The sequence below is a fragment of the Planococcus sp. PAMC 21323 genome, assembly GCF_000785555.1.
GTDB lineage: Bacteria > Bacillota > Bacilli > Bacillales_A > Planococcaceae > Planococcus.
This window is the reverse complement of sequence record NZ_CP009129.1, coordinates 1129958-1146986: the sequence shown is the minus strand read 5'-3', so window position 1 is coordinate 1146986 and position 17029 is coordinate 1129958. Positions and strand designations below refer to the sequence as shown.

General features: G+C 39.6%; 15 protein-coding genes. 1 reads left to right on the top strand and 14 read right to left on the bottom strand.

Translation table 11 applies throughout. The features are described from left to right. Positions 1-13: 13 nt before the first annotated feature. From pnpS to PLANO_RS05765, 14 genes are all read right to left on the bottom strand, one after another. Positions 14-1411: a two-component system histidine kinase PnpS gene (gene pnpS, locus PLANO_RS05830; RefSeq protein WP_038703534.1), complete on the bottom strand. Its 1398-nt coding sequence runs from the start codon at positions 1409-1411 to the stop codon at positions 14-16. Then, positions 1408-2115 carry a response regulator transcription factor gene (locus PLANO_RS05825; RefSeq protein WP_038703533.1) on the bottom strand — a complete coding sequence of 236 codons (708 nt, stop codon included), beginning with the start codon at positions 2113-2115 and terminating at the stop codon, positions 1408-1410. The genes pnpS and PLANO_RS05825 overlap by 4 nt, the downstream gene beginning before the upstream one ends. 75 nt (positions 2116-2190) lie before the next feature. Then, entirely contained in the window at positions 2191-2637 is a 447-nt protein-coding gene (locus PLANO_RS05820) for a MaoC/PaaZ C-terminal domain-containing protein (protein ID WP_038703532.1), read from the bottom strand. A gap of 157 nt (positions 2638-2794) precedes the next feature. Next, positions 2795-3733, bottom strand: a complete 939-nt coding sequence (gene mdh, locus PLANO_RS05815) for a malate dehydrogenase (RefSeq protein ID WP_038703531.1) — start codon at positions 3731-3733, stop codon at positions 2795-2797. 290 nt (positions 3734-4023) lie between these two features. Next, positions 4024-5292, bottom strand: a complete 1269-nt coding sequence (icd, locus tag PLANO_RS05810; protein ID WP_008496460.1) for an NADP-dependent isocitrate dehydrogenase — start codon at positions 5290-5292, stop codon at positions 4024-4026. Between the two features lie 94 nt (positions 5293-5386). After that, the gene (citZ, locus tag PLANO_RS05805) at positions 5387-6502 is read right to left on the bottom strand and encodes a citrate synthase (protein WP_038703530.1); all 1116 of its coding nucleotides are present in this window, start codon (positions 6500-6502) and stop codon (positions 5387-5389) included. A 185-nt stretch (positions 6503-6687) separates the two neighbouring features. Beyond that, complete coding sequence (locus PLANO_RS05800) at positions 6688-7074, bottom strand: FxsA family protein (protein WP_038703529.1); 387 nt, start codon at positions 7072-7074, stop codon at positions 6688-6690. 24 nt (positions 7075-7098) lie between these two features. Continuing rightward, entirely contained in the window at positions 7099-8859 is a 1761-nt protein-coding gene (gene pyk / locus PLANO_RS05795) for a pyruvate kinase (RefSeq protein WP_038703528.1), read from the bottom strand. A gap of 25 nt (positions 8860-8884) precedes the next feature. Beyond that, on the bottom strand, positions 8885-9844 hold the full coding sequence (gene pfkA, locus PLANO_RS05790) for a 6-phosphofructokinase (RefSeq protein ID WP_038703527.1): 960 nt from the start codon (positions 9842-9844) through the stop codon (positions 8885-8887). A 177-nt stretch (positions 9845-10021) separates the two neighbouring features. Continuing rightward, positions 10022-10990 (bottom strand): acetyl-CoA carboxylase carboxyl transferase subunit alpha, encoded by a 969-nt coding sequence (gene accA, locus PLANO_RS05785; protein ID WP_038703526.1) that lies wholly within the window; start codon positions 10988-10990, stop codon positions 10022-10024. Then, entirely contained in the window at positions 10983-11855 is an 873-nt protein-coding gene (gene accD, locus PLANO_RS05780) for an acetyl-CoA carboxylase, carboxyltransferase subunit beta (RefSeq protein ID WP_038703525.1), read from the bottom strand. Before accD ends, accA begins: the two co-directional genes overlap by 8 nt. Next, positions 11839-12489 (bottom strand): FadR/GntR family transcriptional regulator, encoded by a 651-nt coding sequence (locus PLANO_RS05775; RefSeq protein WP_038703524.1) that lies wholly within the window; start codon positions 12487-12489, stop codon positions 11839-11841. Before PLANO_RS05775 ends, accD begins: the two co-directional genes overlap by 17 nt. A gap of 113 nt (positions 12490-12602) precedes the next feature. Next, positions 12603-15665 carry a DNA polymerase III subunit alpha gene (gene dnaE, locus PLANO_RS05770; protein ID WP_038703523.1) on the bottom strand — a complete coding sequence of 1021 codons (3063 nt, stop codon included), beginning with the start codon at positions 15663-15665 and terminating at the stop codon, positions 12603-12605. A 13-nt stretch (positions 15666-15678) separates the two neighbouring features. Further along, positions 15679-16623 carry a DHH family phosphoesterase gene (locus PLANO_RS05765; RefSeq protein WP_038703522.1) on the bottom strand — a complete coding sequence of 315 codons (945 nt, stop codon included), beginning with the start codon at positions 16621-16623 and terminating at the stop codon, positions 15679-15681. 93 nt (positions 16624-16716) lie between these two features. On the opposite strand from PLANO_RS05765, the gene PLANO_RS05760 reads away from it, so the two are divergent. Further along, entirely contained in the window at positions 16717-17022 is a 306-nt protein-coding gene (locus PLANO_RS05760) for a YtpI family protein (RefSeq protein ID WP_038703521.1), read from the top strand. Positions 17023-17029 lie beyond the last annotated feature (7 nt).

Here is a 17029-nt window from a genome sequence, read left to right as displayed (position 1 = left end):
CTTTCCTCCTAAATTAAATAGCCAAAGGCAAATAGATCGTAAAAGTGGTGCCGACTCCAACTGTGCTGTCGACTTCCACTTGTCCATGATGCGCCTCGATTAAGTGTTTAACAATAGATAGTCCAAGTCCTGTACCGCCTGAATTGCGGCTTCGCGCGCGATCCACTCGGTAAAAACGTTCAAATAATCGTCCAATCTCTGAGCTTTCGATACCAATTCCTTGGTCTTCCACTTTTATGACGGCTCGCTGACCTTTTCTAAAGAGCCGTATCGTGATTTCAGTGTTCGTACTCGAATATGTAACAGCATTGATCAACAGGTTCATCATAACTTGTATCAATCGGTTAGCATCACCTAAAACCGTAATGGGCTGAATCTCTAATTTTAACTGAATGGTTTTTTCGTCGATTTTCGGTTGAATCATTTCAACTGATCGCTTAATAACAGCTTCCATATCTGTAGGTTGCGCATTTACTCTAAAGCCACTTTGTTCGACATTTGATAAATCGAGTAAATCATTAATAAGCATTTCAAGTCGATTACTTTCTGTATGGACGATTTCCAAAAATGATAATAATGTTTCCGTGTCTTTATAAGCACCATCTAATAATGTTTCTGAAAATCCTTTAATCGAAGTAACCGGCGTTCGTAACTCATGAGACACATTCGCAACAAAATCTTTACGGATTTGTTCCAACCTTTTGAGTTCAGTAATATCTTGAAAAACAATAACAATACCTAACCAACGCTCATGCTCTCCAATTACCGGTGCCCCGTATACATTGAAGTTTTTCATTTTTAAGCCGGATAAAAACTCGATTTGAACACGTGAATGCGTTTCTGTCATAAATACGCTTTCGATGAAATTTTCAACTTCTACAGGAACTTGAATTTCTTTATAAAATTTTCCCATAACTACTTCAGGAGATAATTCAAATTCTTCTAGGAACGGTTTGTTTACAAGAGAGATGGCTCCTTGCTTGTCAATCATGATTAACGCGCTGCCCATGTTCTCAATAAGCGTTTTTAACCGTTCTTGTTCCATGACACGAATTGCTGTTATTTCTTGCAAATTTCGCGCCAAAACATTAATGGTTCTGCTTAATTCGATACTATTATAAGCATTCGATTCAGTGGCACGTGCAACATAATTGCCTTTAGCAAGCTCCATTGCTGTTTTTGTAGCATTTTCAATCGGTTTGATTGCGACTCCGATTACGCGACTTCCAACAATCGCAGACAAGGCCAATGCAATAACAAATGATATAAACAATAGCATCCATATATCGGTTTTGTTCTCAGCATTTTCGTAAATCGGCATCAGCTGAAGTACAATAATAAACAAGCCGGCTAACATCATTCCAATCCAAACTAATAATGTAGTTAACAAGCGCTGGCGTAAAAAACTCATATGCCCTTTGGTTCCTCAAATTTATAGCCAAGTCCACGAATCGTTTTAATGAATGTAGGTTTGCGACTATTTTCTTCTATCTTTTCGCGTAAATGGCTAATATGCACATCGACTATTCGCGTATCTCCTGCAAAATCATATTTCCAAACTGCACTCAGCAATTGGTCACGCGTCAGTACACGATTTTTGTTTTCCATTAAGTAGACAAGCAACTCAAATTCTTTTGGTGTGAATTCTAGCTGCTCTTTATTAAGAAATACTTCAAATCGATCAGGATATACATCCAATTTTCCAAGTGAGATTGGCTGAGAAGAGTCTTGCTGTTGCGTTGGAACATTGCTCGCTCTTCTTAATACTGCTTTAATGCGAGCCACCACTTCTCTTGGACTAAACGGTTTAGTCATATAATCATCTGCGCCGAGTTCTAATCCCAATACTTTATCAAATTCATCGCCTTTAGCAGTCAACATAATGATAGGAGTATTCATTTTTTGTTGACGTATTGATTTACATACTTCTACTCCGTCCATCGATGGCAACATTAAATCCAGAACAATTAATGACGGTTTTTCACTTAATGCTAGTTCGTAGCCTTGTTTGCCATCATTGGCAATAATCGTTTCATATCCTGCTTGTACCAAATTATAAGAGAGCAATGTTGCGATTGAATGTTCGTCTTCGATAATCAATATTTTTTTCAGCATTTTACATCCTCCACACTCAGTTTGAAACCCCCATCTCAAACCGTGTTAGAAACTATTTATTGCATAAGTTGTCAGTTACTCAATTGTCCGTGGTGGGTTGGCGATAATTTGTCCTTGTACCACAATTTCACCTTGCTCATCGATTCCTTCTACTTGAACGATGACTCGATTGTGCGCGATATCTACTTCGACAACTTCCAATGTAAAGTCGATTGTCGCATAATGATAGACTGGTTTCAAAAAGTTTAGCTGTTGGTTTGTAATATACGATCCTGGACCCGGTATATATTTAGATATTGCAGACGTAAGAATACCCGTCAACATAATATTGGGCACGATAGGCTTCTCAAAAGCTGTTTGTGACGCAAAATCATGTTGAATATACAGTGGATTGCTATCATTTGTTAAACCAAGATAGAGTAAAAGATCTTTGTCTTCAACTTTCTCTGTCAGCTTTAAGTTCTCTCCAACTTTAATGTCTTCCACACGTCGACCTAATTTCCGCTTTTTCCCAAGCAACAAACAACATCCCTCCATTTTCTTGATACTCTTATAGTATCAATTTAGCCAATGAAAGTGCAAGCGCCTAAGGTATCAACAAAGTTTAAGCTTGCGCTTTTAACTTGATATAATCCCATAAAAAAAGGACAAGAAATAATCTTGTCCACTTCTCTATCAGTTAAGCCAATATTTTCATGACTGCTTTAACCGACTCAGCTGACTGATTTAATAAATCTGTCTCCTCTTTGTTCAAGTCGATTTCAATAATCTTCTCGATGCCGCCAGCTCCTAAAATGGTTGGCACACCTAGATATATACCATTCATGCCATATTCACCTTCTAAATAAGCGATAGATGGCATAATCCGGCGCTGGTCTTTAATGATCGCTTCGGCCATTTCGACAAGCGACGCGGCTGGTGCATAATAAGCTGATCCATTTCCTAATAAGTTTACAATTTCTGCGCCGCCTTTACGCGTTCTGGCAACGATTTCATTTAAACGTTCTTTATCAATTAAAGACTCTAACGGCACCCCACCAGCATAAGAATACCGAACAAGCGGAACCATATCATCTCCATGACCACCTAAAACAAATCCGGTAACATCTTTCACCGAAACATCCAATTCTTCAGCTACAAACGTTCTAAATCGTGCAGTATCCAATACTCCCGACTGTCCAATAACTCGCTCTTTTGGTAGCCCAGATGCTTTAAATACTGTATAGGTCATCGCATCAACTGGGTTGGTCAATACAATAATTGTTGTATTAGGAGAGTATTTCACAATATCTGCCGTTACTGATTTCATAACTTTTTGATTGGTTTGAACCAAATCATCTCGACTCATACCTGGCTTGCGTGCTATCCCTGCAGTAATAATAACCAAGTCCGAGTTCTCAGTATCTTCGTAGTTGGCTGTTCCTTTTATGCGGGCATCAAATCCAAGCACAGGCGCAGCCTCTGCCATATCTAAAGCTTTTCCTTTTGCCGGATCTTCCATATTCGGAATATCAACCAATACCACATCACCCAATTCTTTTTGAGCCAATAGGAATGCTGCAGTTGCGCCTGTAAAGCCAGATCCGATCACAGAAATCTTTTTACGTTTGAATGTCATAAAATATCTCTCCCTTTGAAGTATTTAAATTGTACTAAAACATTTTTCTATATTCATAGCGGTCTTTCTATATAGAACAAATGTATGGAACAATTCCTTATAGACTGTAGTTGTTTACTCTCAGTGTAATTACCGTTTCACCAAGTGCGCAAACATATTTAAAGGGAATGGACAGAAACAATTAAACTCAGTTAATTTGTCCATTTGTTTCCTTTATCATATAAAGATTTAAGTCTTACCTAAAAAAAGATACAAAAAAGGAGGGAAAAAATCCCTCCTCCATTTTACTTTTATAGGTTTTTGATTAATTCGTCAGCAAACTCAGAGCATTTCACTTCTGTAGCGCCGTCCATTAGACGTGCAAAGTCATAAGTTACAACTTTAGAAGCAATTGTTTTCTCCATAGAGTTTGTGATCATTTTAGCAGCTTCAGCCCATCCTAAGTGCTCAAGCATTAATACGCCTGAAAGGATAACAGATGAAGGGTTTACTTTATCAAGACCAGCATATTTAGGAGCTGTTCCGTGAGTAGCTTCGAAAATTGCATGTCCAGTATCGTAGTTGATGTTCGCTCCAGGAGCGATACCAATTCCGCCTACTTGAGCAGCTAGAGCATCAGAAACATAATCTCCGTTTAAGTTCATTGTTGCAACAACATCAAACTCGCTTGGACGTGTAAGGATTTGTTGTAAGAAGATATCAGCGATTGAATCTTTAACAAGAATTTTTCCTGAAGCAAGAGCTTCTTCTTGTGCTTTGTTCGCAGCGTCTGTACCTTTTTCATCTTTAATTGCATCGTATTCGTTCCAAGTAAACACTTTATCGCCGAATTCTTGTTCAGCCACTTCGTAGCCCCAGTTTTTGAAAGCTCCTTCAGTGAACTTCATGATGTTCCCTTTATGAACAAGTGTTAATGATTCGCGGCCTTCAGTAATTGCATAGTTGATTGCAGCACGAACTAAACGTTTTGTTCCTTCTTCTGAAATTGGTTTGATCCCAATACCTGAAGACTCAGGGAAACGAATGTTTTTAACGCCCATTTCATCTTGTAGGAATGCGATTAATTTTTTCACTTCATCCGAACCGTTAGCGTACTCGATTCCTGCATAGATATCTTCAGTGTTTTCACGGAAAATAACCATATCAGTATCTTCAGGACGCTTAACTGGTGAAGGAACGCCTTCAAAGTAACGAACTGGACGCAAGCAAGTGTATAAATCTAACTCTTGACGTAAAGCTACGTTCAATGAACGGATACCGCCGCCGATTGGCGTTGTTAAAGGACCTTTGATCGCGATTAAGTATTCACGAATTACGTTAAGCGTTTCTTCAGGTAGCCATTCGCCAGTTTCGTCAAATGCTTTTTGTCCTGCTAAAACTTCTTTCCAAACGATTGATTTCTCGCCGTTATAAGCTTTTGTTACCGCTTCTTCTAAAACGCGTGAAGCTGCGTTCCAAATATCCGGTCCAGTTCCATCACCAATAATATATGGAATTACTGCATTGTTAGGTACGTTCAAAACACCGTTTTCTACTGAAATTTTTTCTCCGTTAGTCATGTTAAATTTCCTCCTGTAGTCAAAGTCATAGGGCTGCACAGAGTGCTAGCCCTATAAGTTGTATTTTTTTATCGTACAAATTGATGAAAATTATTTATCTTTCTTCAACAGGTACATAAGTTTGCATACCCGGTCCGATATATTCCGCACGTGGGCGGATCAAACGGTTGTTTGAGTATTGCTCCAAAATGTGTGCCAACCAACCCGATGTACGCGAAACCGCGAAAATAGGTGTAAATAAATCGTGGTCGATGTTCAAGCTATGGTATACCGATGCCGAGTAGAAATCAACGTTTGGTGGCAAGTTTTTCTCGCCTGTCACGATGTCGTTAATCTTAACGGACATGTCGTACCATTTTTCTTCGCCACGGATCTTCGTCAATTTCTGTGACATTTCACGCAAATGCTTCGCACGCGGGTCGCCATTGCGGTAAACGCGATGACCAAAGCCCATGATTTTTTCTTTGTTTGCTAGTTTTTCGTGAATAACTTTGTCTACGTTATCGACCGAGCCGATTTCCGTTAACATTTTCATTACTTGCTCGTTTGCGCCACCGTGAAGTGGGCCTTTTAATGCACCGATTGCCGCAGTTACGCCCGAGTAAACGTCAGATAAAGTCGCCACTGCTACACGTGCTGTAAACGTTGACGCGTTTAATTCGTGATCTGCGTGAAGCACTAATGCTTTGTTAAACGCTTCTTCTTCAATTGCTTCTGGCAATTCGCCTGACAACATATACAAGAAGTTCGCCGCAAAACTTAAATCTGTTTTGGGTGCAACAGGTTCTTTGCCGCTGCGAATGCGACCGAAAGCCGTCACCAATGTCGAGATTTTCGCTTGTATTTTAACTGCTTTACGGTAGTTTGCTTCAGGTTCCATTACTTCTGCTTCTTCATCGAACAAGCCAAGCATCGAAACAGCCGTACGAAGTGCCGCCATTGGATGCACGTTTTTGATGTCGTATGTTTTAAAGTGATCCAGCACAGCTTGGGGTACAGCCATGTTGTCCGCTAATTGTTGCTTTAATTCCGCTAATTCAGCTGCTTTTGGCAAACGTTGATGCCATAACAGGTAAATCACTTCTTCGAAGCTAGCATTTACGGCTAAATCATCGATATCATAGCCGACATATGTAAGTGTGTCATCAATGATCGAACTGATCGCGGATTGTGTTGCTACTACACCTTCTAAACCTTTTGACGATGTCATTTAATTCGCTCCTTCTTCAATATAATTCATCATTCCAAAAAAAAATGCAGAATGATGTCTCATCTGCTTGTATGAACTTCTATTCTAACCTTACTAAGCTATTATAATCAACTTTGTATAATTTGTGAATGAAAACGACTATAGAAATTAAAAATTACTGAAAATAATGATGGAAACACCCGGTGTTATCCTACGATAACCCGGGTATTTTTCATTTTTTTATGAATCATTCGATAAATAAATGGTTTATATATTTTCTGGGTAGGACTAAACAACATAGTAAACCCTATCGCATCCGAGATAAATCCAGGCGTTAGTAGCAAAACACCACCAACTAAAATAAATGCAGCATTTAATAATTGATCCCCAGGAGCTTGAAAATTATTCATTCCTGCTTGTATGTCTTTTATCGCTTTGATCCCTTGTTTTTTAGCAAGAAATGCACCAATCAAACCAGTGGCCACAATAATTGCCATCGTTGCAAAAAATCCAAGTTTGCCTCCTGCCCAAATTAGCAAAGCTAATTCAAGGGATGGCACAATAATTAAGGCTAGGAAAATCCATTTCATCATGTTGACCTGCCTCCTTGTTGTGATTTACAGGACACTGGCATGGCCATGATAAACAATGCCTGACTCTGCATCCATCGTAATATCATAGTTACTCTTGATAAGTGAAGTCGCTTCTTTAACACCAACAATTACTGGAATACCAAGGCTTAAACCAACTACTGCTGCGTGGCTAGTTAACCCACCCTCTTCAGTAATTATTCCAGCACATTTGTTAATAGCTGGCATCATATCACGATCTGTGCCAATTGTTACGATGATTTTACCTTCTGTATCAACAGCTAAAGCTTCTTCTGCATTGCGAACAACGACTGTTTCAGCAAATGCAACTGTTTTACCAATGCCTTGTCCTTTTGCTAAGATATCGCCAATTACATGTACTTTCATCAAGTTTGTTGTACCAGCATGCCCTACCGGAACACCCGCTGTAATGACAACAAGATCGCCATGTTTTACGTAACCGTGTTTCAAGCTTTCATCGACCGCCGTTTCTAGCAATTCATCCGTAGATTCTACTGAAGGACCAATAATTGGCTGAACTCCCCAAACTAATGTTAATTTGCGAGCTGGACGTTCTGATGACGTCACCGCAATAATTGGTGCTCCTGGACGGTATTTAGAAATCATTTTAGCTGTTGTGCCGCTTTCAGTAGGCGCAATAATCGCTTGAACTTTTAAATTTAAAGCGGTATATGCAACTGCTTGACCAATAGCTTCTGTCATATTCGATTCTTTTTCTTTTCTTCTATTCGATACAATTTGCTTATAATTTAAAGCTGCTTCAGTTGTTGCCGCGATGCGATCCATCGTTTCAACAGATTCAACAGGATATATACCCGCAGCTGTTTCACCCGAAAGCATAATTGCATCTGTACCATCAAAAATCGCGTTAGCAACATCACTAGCTTCAGCACGCGTTGGACGCGGGTTACGTTGCATTGAATCTAGCATTTGCGTTGCTGTAATAACTGGTTTACCGGCACTATTACATTTGTCGATTAATGATTTTTGTACCAATGGTACTTCTTCTGCAGGAATTTCTACACCTAAATCGCCACGTGCAACCATTAAACCATCAGAAACCATAATGATTTCGTCAATATTATCGACACCTTCACGGTTTTCAATTTTCGGGATAATTTGAATATGTGCTCCGTCGTTTTTCTCAAGTAAACCACGGATTTCCATAACATCTGAACTTCTTCTAACAAATGAAGCCGCAATAAAATCAACATTTTGTTCGATACCGAATAAAATATCTTGTGCATCTTTGTCTGTAATTCCTGGCAATTGAACCGATACACCTGGAACGTTTACACCTTTTTTACTTTTTAATGTTCCTGCATTTTCAACAATCGTATGGATGATCCCATTTTCAGGATCTAAGCTTTCGACACGTAATTCAATTAAACCATCGTCTAATAAAATAATTGAACCTACATGAACATCTTCAATCAATTGTTCATACGTAATAGAAAAGCGTTTAGCAGTACCAAGTACTTCGGTCATTGAAACTTCGAGTTTTTGACCTGTTTCTAATTCAATTGCATCGTTCTCCATTTGATGCGTACGAATTTCTGGTCCTTTTGTATCTAACAAAATACCTACAATTTTATCAGCTTTATTCGCAGCTTCGCGAATACGCTCGATACGCAACGCATGCTCTTCATGGTTACCATGCGAGAAGTTTAAGCGGGCTACGTTCATCCCAGCTTCAATTAAACGATCCAGCATTTCAGGTGATTCACTTGCCGGGCCAATCGTACATACAATTTTCGTTTTTCTCAATAAACTCACTCCATTTTATATTGTTTTAAATTGCTAACTCTTTGGACAATGTATACAAGCTCATATCGGCGTTATGCTCTGCAGTGAATGCTTCTGTCATATCATAGTCTACCACTTGGTGATTCTTCATGCCAATAGCCCGTCCTCCGACACCTTCAATAAGAACTTCCACTGCACGTGCCCCAAACAAGCTTCCTAACACGCGATCTCGTGCTGTTGGCGAGCCTCCGCGTTGAATATGGCCCAATACTGAAACTCGCGTTTCAATATCGGCTTTTTCTTTAATAAGCGCTTTTAGTTCGTTCCCGCTCATAACTCCTTCTGCCACAATAATAATACTATGTCGTTTTCCTCGATTACGGCCTTTTTGAAGTCGATCAATCATGTCATCGATATCATAGCTTTCCTCTGGAATTAAAATTGTTTCTGCTCCACCTGCAAGTCCTGCCCATAATGCCAAGTCTCCTGCATCGCGACCCATTACTTCGACAATAAATGTCCGCTCATGACTTGTAGCAGTATCACGGATTTTATCGATTGCTTCGATGACAGTGTTTAATGCTGTATCAAACCCAATTGTATAGTCCGTCCCTGGAATGTCGTTATCAATCGTACCCGGTACTCCAACACAAGGAAATCCTCTTTTAGTTAAAGCCATCGCACCTTGGTATGAGCCGTCTCCACCGATTACGACTAATCCTTCAAGACCTGCTTTTTTCATTTGTTCAATCGCTTTTAATTGACCAGCTTCCGTACGAAACTCTTCACAGCGTGCTGAGTACAATTTAGTTCCACCGCGCTGGATAATATCGCCCACATCCCCGGCCTCTAAGTTTTTGATATTCCCCTCAATTAAACCTTGATAACCTGAATATACACCTGCAACTTCAACACCGTGATAAATTGCTTTACGGACAACCGCACGGACAGCTGCGTTCATCCCCGGCGAATCTCCTCCACTTGTTAATACTCCAATTTTTTTCATAACTATTATCCTCCTGCAGTCCATTTACTCCTCTAACCTTACCACGCAAAAGCCCCGCTGTCAGTCTTGAATAGCTTTACTACGTGTTAAGATTTCCGTACATTATTACAGCCATTTCAAGAAATTGTTAACTTTTCAATAAGTTAAGCAATCAAAAAAACCGCCGAGGCGGTTTTATCATTCGCTGAAGACACCAATTGATTTGAATTTATTATAACGTTGTTCTACGAGTTCTTTTCCTGACAAGCCATTCAATTCTTCTAACGAGCGTCTAATTGCTTCTGTCATTATAGCGGCTTGTTTTTGCGGGTTGTGATGCGCTCCACCGCGCACCTCGGGAATCATATGTTCGATAATTTTCATCTCTAATAAGTCAGGTGCCGTAATTTTCATCGCTTCTGCTGCTGTTTGAGCAAGAGCTGAATCTTTCCAAAGAATTGAAGCTGCTCCTTCTGGAGAGATTACTGAGAAAGTCGAGTTTTCTAACATGAGAATTTGATTTCCAACACCTAATGCTAGTGCACCACCACTTCCACCTTCACCAATAACAATGGATAAGACAGGCACTTCAAGTCCAGCCATCTCTACTAAATTTCGTGCAATAGCTTCACTTTGGCCACGCTCTTCTGCAGCTTTCCCGGGATACGCACCTTTAGTATCGATTAAACAAATAATCGGACGCTTGAACTTCTCAGCTTGCTTCATCAAGCGCAACGCTTTACGATAACCTTCCGGATGCGGCATACCGAAATTCCGTCGAACATTTTCTTTCGTGTCTTTACCGCGCTGATGTCCGATGATTGTCACTGGCTGACCATTAAAAGACGCAATGCCACTGACAATTGCTTCATCGTCTCCGTATAAACGGTCTCCATGTAATTCAATAAAATCATCAAAAATCATTGGGATGTAATCAAGCGTTGTCGGTCTTTCTGGATGTCGAGCAACTTGAACACGGTCCCAGGGTTTCATGTTTTCATAAATTTCTTCTTCGAGTTTAGAAAAACGATCTTCCAAAGATTTTATCTCTGAACTCAAATCTACTTCTGCAGTTGTTGTATATTCTTTTAGCTCTGAAATTTTTGCACGCAACTGGATAAGCGGCTCTTCAAATGCTAATGTTTTTTTCCCGTTTTTCTTAACCATTTGCGTTAGCTCCTCCCGTATGTAGGCGTACGATTGTCGCCAATGTTTGTTTCATCAGATCACGATGAACAACTGCGTCTAGCTGTCCGTGCGCTAATAAAAACTCGGCAGTTTGGAAATCTTCAGGTAGTTTTTCACGAACGGTTTGTTCAATAACACGACGTCCTGCAAAACCGATTAAAGCTTTTGGTTCTGCAATATTAATGTCTCCCACTGATGCAAAACTTGCCGACACTCCACCTGTTGTTGGATGAGTTAAAACCGATACAAAAAGTAAACCTTCGTTGCTGTGACGCTTTAACGCAACACTCGTTTTTGCCATTTGCATTAACGATAGGACCCCTTCTTGCATGCGAGCTCCACCGCTTGCTGTAAATATGATAAACGGCACTTTACGCTCAGTCGCTGCTTCAATGGCACGCGTAATTTTTTCGCCGACAACAGAACCCATCGAACCCATGCGGAAATGTGAATCCATTACAGCAAGTACAATGTCTTGTCCTTGTAATTTACCAGAACCAGTCAAAACAGCCTCATTTAATCCTGTTTTTTCACTGTCTGCTTGTACTTTTTCCGTGTATCCAGGAAATCCAAGTGGGTTTTGTGATTTTAAATGGTCGTCCATTGACTCAAAACTTTCAGCATCTAGTAATATATTTATCCGTTCATATGCAGTCATCTTAAAATGATGATCACATTTCGGGCAGACTTTTTTATTTTTCTCTAAGTCTTTTGTTAATGTTATTTCTTTACAAGAAGGACATTTCGTCATCAATCCTTCTGGTACATCTTTTGCAGATTTTGATGGCATTGTCGCTTCTTTGTTATCTTTATTGCGTTTAAAAATATCACGTATTATTGCCATTGCTTATTCTCTCCTTTTTTAACCATTCACTCCAAGCTTGAAATTCTTGAATGGCTGTTTCCGCATCCTGTTGCTCAATCGCTAATAAAGTATTATTCATGAAGTCAATTTCCATAGAAGAAACGGTTCCCGCATAAGGGTTACCGCTATATTGTGTTAGTAAAAACCAGATTTTCAAAGATAATCGATTTCCTGATAATACCATTAATTCTCGTACAAAGTCTTCACGTTGAAAACTTTCGTCTTTTAATCGCAAGCGCAAACTGTCCCAAATTTTCATTTGGCTTTCTGTTTCACTTTTGCAAATCGCTTGAATTGCTGCAACTTCATGCAGCAACCGTGTTTCCCACACGTCTTCATGCGAACGATTGTCTTGCAAGATAAATGTGGATAAGACTTCTACTAATTTATGGTTTCTATGATCAGATAAGAAAGTTCCTTCTCCTCTACGTGTTTCGATCAACCCTAGTAACTCAAGACTGCGCAATGCTTCACGTAAAGTAGAACGACCTACTTGCATCGTTTCAGCCAATTCCCTTTCAGATGGAATACGGTCCCCGGGCTTTATTTTTTCTTGTCGGATCATGTCACGAATGTCCCGTACTATATCTAAATATCGTTTAGATTGATTCATGATGGTCCCTCTGCTTCCATTTTTTTGAAAGTGGTCTGACCACTCATATCTTCTACAATACAAAAAAAACAATGCCACGTAAAGAAAAAACTGCTTTTCTTTTCGAAAAGCAGTCAAGTTTCTATGTTTTTGCAAATAATAGCTGTTTTGTGGTTGCGATTTTCGACCAATCCTTGAATTTCAAGTGTAGCGTGAGTTTCTAAAAGTAAGTTATATTTCGCATACTCAACCGGAAATAAAGTGACCGAAGCGGGACCTGTCTCGTCCATTAAAGTTAGAAATGCCATGGCATCTCCTTTTTTCGTACGAATCCGCTTGATCTCCTCTATTACCCCTAACACTTTGACCGGTTCTCTGTCTCGTTTAGATTTTAATGATTTAAGTGCATCATAAGATTTTTGTCGATTTTCTTTTTCTCTTTCAATTGGATGTTTCGACAAATAAAAGCCTAGTACTTCTTTTTCAAACTCCAATTTCAGGCTTTCGGGCATTTCTGAAGCTTTCGTGTATTTAGGTTTCATAAAGCTCGCTCCCATATCGTCAAACAAGCCTGGTTCTTCATTTGGTTTTACAAGTTCTGCATGCTTGATGGCGCTATCTAATGACGCCAAAACCACTCCACGGTCGTGCCCGAAATCATCAAGAGCCCCTGCTTTAATGAGGGGTTCAAACGACTTGCGATTGAAATGCAATGCCGAAATTCGTTCAGCGATATTAAACAAACTACTAAACGGACCTTCTTCTCGAGCAGCTAGTAAAGCTTTAATGGTTGAACCTGGAACACCTTTCACAGCATTCAAACCAAATCGAATTTGACCGTCTTCTACTGAAAAAGTGTGCCGACTTTTTTGAATTGATGGAGGTAATAAGGGTATTTTCTTTTCCTTAATTTCCTGCAACAACTGTTTTGTCTTTTCGGCATTACCAGCACTATTGCTCAATAAACTGGTATAAAAATAAACCGGGTAATGGGTTTTCATATAACTCAATTGATAAGATATCATGCTATAAGCAACTGCATGACTTTTGGGAAATCCGTAATCAGCAAATCGAACGATTAAATCATAAACTTCCGCTGCTTCAGCTTCAGTAAATTTCTTGGCTTTGGCTCCTTGCACAAAATGCTCTCGTTCTTCATCCAAAATTTCACGCTTTTTCTTGCTGACTGCACGCCTCAATAAATCGGCTTCTCCAAGAGAAAAGCCAGCCATCTTCGACGCAATCTGCATAATTTGCTCTTGATAAACAATAACGCCATAAGTTTCACTTAAAATCGGTTCTAATATTGGATGTACGTATTTTACTGTTTCTTGACCATGTTTTCGCCTTGCATATAAAGGGATAAACTCCATTGGGCCTGGACGATATAATGCGTTAACGGCAACAATATCTCCAAAAGCGGTCGGCCGGATTTGTTGAAGCGCTCGGCGCATGCCATCAGATTCAAGTTGAAACACACCCGTTGTATCTCCTGCTGCTAATAACTTATAGGTTTTTTCATCTTCTAGCGGAATCTTGCTGTAGTTTATCCTCTTTTTCGTATCCCAATAAACTAAGCTACGAATTTGTTCCAAAATAGTTAGGTTGCGAAGTCCAAGAAAGTCCATTTTCAATAAGCCAATCGCTTCGAGTTCCTGCATCGGCCATTGCGTTAGATAAATGCCTTCATTTCCTTTTTCAATAGGCACATGATTGACTAATGGCGTTGGACTTAAAATAACACCTGCAGCATGAGTAGATGCGTGCCGCGGTAGGCCTTCAAGTTTCAAGGCAGTCTTAAACCAAGATTTGCGTTCTTCACGCTCAATAATCCAGTCATTAAACTTTGTAGATTCTTTTAAAGCTGAACGCAAAGTTGTACCAGGACGATTTGAAATCAGTTTTGAAATAGCTTCAAGCTCTTCCGCTTCAAAACCAAATACTCGAGCAGTGTCTCGAGCCACTGCTTTTGCAGATAATGTACCAAATGTAATAATTTGAGCTGTTCGAATAGCTCCATATTTTTGTGCTACATATTCCACTACTTCATGGCGTCTATGGTCAGCAAAGTCAATATCGATATCCGGTAGCGTAACTCGCTCTGGATTTAAAAAACGTTCAAATAACAGACCATGTTCAATTGGATCGACGTCTGTAATTTTCAACGAATATGCAACAAGTGAACTCGCTGAAGATCCCCGACCAGGCCCGGTCATAATGTCTTGATCTTTTGCGTATTTCATAAAATCCGCGACAATTAAGAAATAATCGATAAATCCCATTTTCTCAATAATCGATAACTCGTAATTCAGCCGCTCCTGGTATTCTCCCGAAAATCCCGGTACTCGCTCTTCAAGTCCTGCTTTACATAATTGTGCGACGTAAGCCGCTTTATCGATTTTTTCGGATAACGGAAACACCGGTAACAACTGGCGGTCTAACGGAATGTTTACTTGGCAGCTTTCTAAAAGATTTACGGATTGTTGAACCCACTCTTTTCGGTCTTCAAACCATGATAAAAACTCTTGCGGATTTGGAACATAGGCATTGGTATGTTCAGGTTTCTGTCTTTCTGGATCGTTCATTTTAAGACCCTGCCCAATCGAAGATGCTACTTCATATGCAAAAGCATCTTGTTGATGCATGTAGCGGATTTCGTGTGTTGCGATGATTGAGATTTCAAGTTTCTCACACAGTTCAATAAACGCTGATTCGTAATCAGACACCACTCCACCTGGACGTTCAATGCTACCAAATGCAGTTTGACCAAATAAATTCTTTATGTACCGGACTACTAAGCTACGATCTGTCAAGAGCCATTCAGCTTTATTTGGAATCACACATAATAAGCCTTCTTTATATGCTTTTAGCCATTGTTCAGGAATTGCCACTTTATCTCGTGTAGCTAATGCGCTCGATATTTTCAACAAATTGTCATAGCCTTTGTTTGATTGGGCATATAAAACAACTGGATAGTATTGTTCGTCATATTCGATAAAAGTCGAAAGGCCGACAACCCCGTGGATGCCGGCACGGCGGCACTCTTCCCAAAAAGGAAGGGTGCCATATAATTTTGAATTAACAATGGCAACTGAAGTTGCTCCTTGTTCCTTTAAAAACGGGAAAAGTTCGTCAAGGCGCACCGTGCTTTTCAGCAAATCAGCCGACGTGCTTATATGCGGATAAACCATTGACACTAGATTCTCCTCCTTAGTTTGCAGCTGCACAAATTTCTGCAAGACGTGCGATGACACGCTCAGCTTCTTTCCATGAATAAGCTGTAGCACCTGAAGCCATTGGATGTCCTCCGCCGCCAAATTCTTTTGCTAGTGTGTTGATGACTGGTCCCTTTGAACGCAATCGAACGCGGATTTCTTCCTCTTCCTCAATAAAGATTACCCAAGCTTTCATCCCTTTTACATTACCGAGTGAGCCGACTAATAAGGAAGTATCTGAAGCCGTCACATCGAATTCTTTTAAAATGTCTTTGGTAATTTTCACATGTGCTGCACCATTTTCATCCATTTTAAAATTTTGATACATATAACCTTGCAAATGCAATAATTTTCGGTCCATCTCATACATTCCGTTATGTAATGCGTTGCGATCAAAATCATATTTGATCAGTTCCCCTGCAACTGCAAACGTTTTTTGTGTCGTACTTGGAAATAAGAATCGCCCCGTGTCTCCAATAATTCCTGCGTACAGTAAGCGTGCAGCTTTGGTAGACATTGTCCACCCTTCATGTTCGTTTCCATATTCGTAAAGTTCATAAATGATTTCAGAGGCAGAACTAGCAGTTGTATCAACATGAACGAGGTCACCATAAGCATCATCATTTGGATGATGATCAATTTTAATAAGTTTTGCACCTGTTTTATAACGTTGATCATCTACACGTTCTGTATTCGCAGTATCCGTAACAATAACCAAAGCTCCTGTAAAATCTTGATCTTCAACGAGGTCAGGAAAATCTAGAAAATCCATATTGTAATCATGTGTACCCGCAGCCAAAATATGCTTGTCCGGATAGTTTTGTTCTAATAAATACTTCAGACCAAGCTGAGATCCATATGCATCCGGGTCTGGACGCACATGACGGTGAATAATAATGGTATCGTATTGCTTAATTGTGTCGATGATTTGACTGTACATTTTTAAGTTCCTCCATTTATAAGGAAATCCATTCGCAATTTTGCTCATTCCTCAGTACAATAAGGTATGAGTTTTGGAATTCAGGAGGTCCTTATGTTAATTTTTGTAATTTTAATTATTGTATCATTTGTCGTTTATTTTTATAACAAAACAAAGCAATTTCGTACCCGTACCGTTTTACCGATTCGAAAAAAATGGTATGCTGCACGTGCTTCAATGGCATTAGGTAGTTTCGTTACCTTTTTTGGCATCAATCAACTATTTGTTTTCCAATCGATACTGACATATGTCATTTCGAGTATTTTCATTATTCTAGGTTTAGCTTTAGTTTATTATAACTACAAAGCATCAAAGCATTATTTTGTATTTCTTGAAGAAGAAGCAGATTTAAACCCTTAAATGGTAG

Bases quoted from the DNA above. Each gene is read 5' to 3' on its own strand.
- pnpS (WP_038703534.1), bottom strand. From the start codon at position 1,411: ATGAGTTTTTTACGCCAGCGCTTGTTAACTACATTATTAGTTTGGATT.
- accD (WP_038703525.1), bottom strand. From the start codon at position 11,855: ATGGCAATAATACGTGATATTTTTAAACGCAATAAAGATAACAAAGAA.
- PLANO_RS05765 (WP_038703522.1), bottom strand. From the start codon at position 16,623: ATGTACAGTCAAATCATCGACACAATTAAGCAATACGATACCATTATT.
- PLANO_RS05775 (WP_038703524.1), bottom strand. From the start codon at position 12,489: ATGAATCAATCTAAACGATATTTAGATATAGTACGGGACATTCGTGAC.
- PLANO_RS05800 (WP_038703529.1), bottom strand. From the start codon at position 7,074: ATGATGAAATGGATTTTCCTAGCCTTAATTATTGTGCCATCCCTTGAA.
- pfkA (WP_038703527.1), bottom strand. From the start codon at position 9,844: ATGAAAAAAATTGGAGTATTAACAAGTGGAGGAGATTCGCCGGGGATG.
- mdh (WP_038703531.1), bottom strand. From the start codon at position 3,733: ATGACATTCAAACGTAAAAAGATTTCTGTGATCGGATCTGGCTTTACA.
- icd (WP_008496460.1), bottom strand. From the start codon at position 5,292: ATGACTAACGGAGAAAAAATTTCAGTAGAAAACGGTGTTTTGAACGTA.
- PLANO_RS05825 (WP_038703533.1), bottom strand. From the start codon at position 2,115: ATGCTGAAAAAAATATTGATTATCGAAGACGAACATTCAATCGCAACA.
- citZ (WP_038703530.1), bottom strand. From the start codon at position 6,502: ATGACATCGTCAAAAGGTTTAGAAGGTGTAGTAGCAACACAATCCGCG.
- accA (WP_038703526.1), bottom strand. From the start codon at position 10,990: ATGGTTAAGAAAAACGGGAAAAAAACATTAGCATTTGAAGAGCCGCTT.
- PLANO_RS05760 (WP_038703521.1), top strand. From the start codon at position 16,717: ATGTTAATTTTTGTAATTTTAATTATTGTATCATTTGTCGTTTATTTT.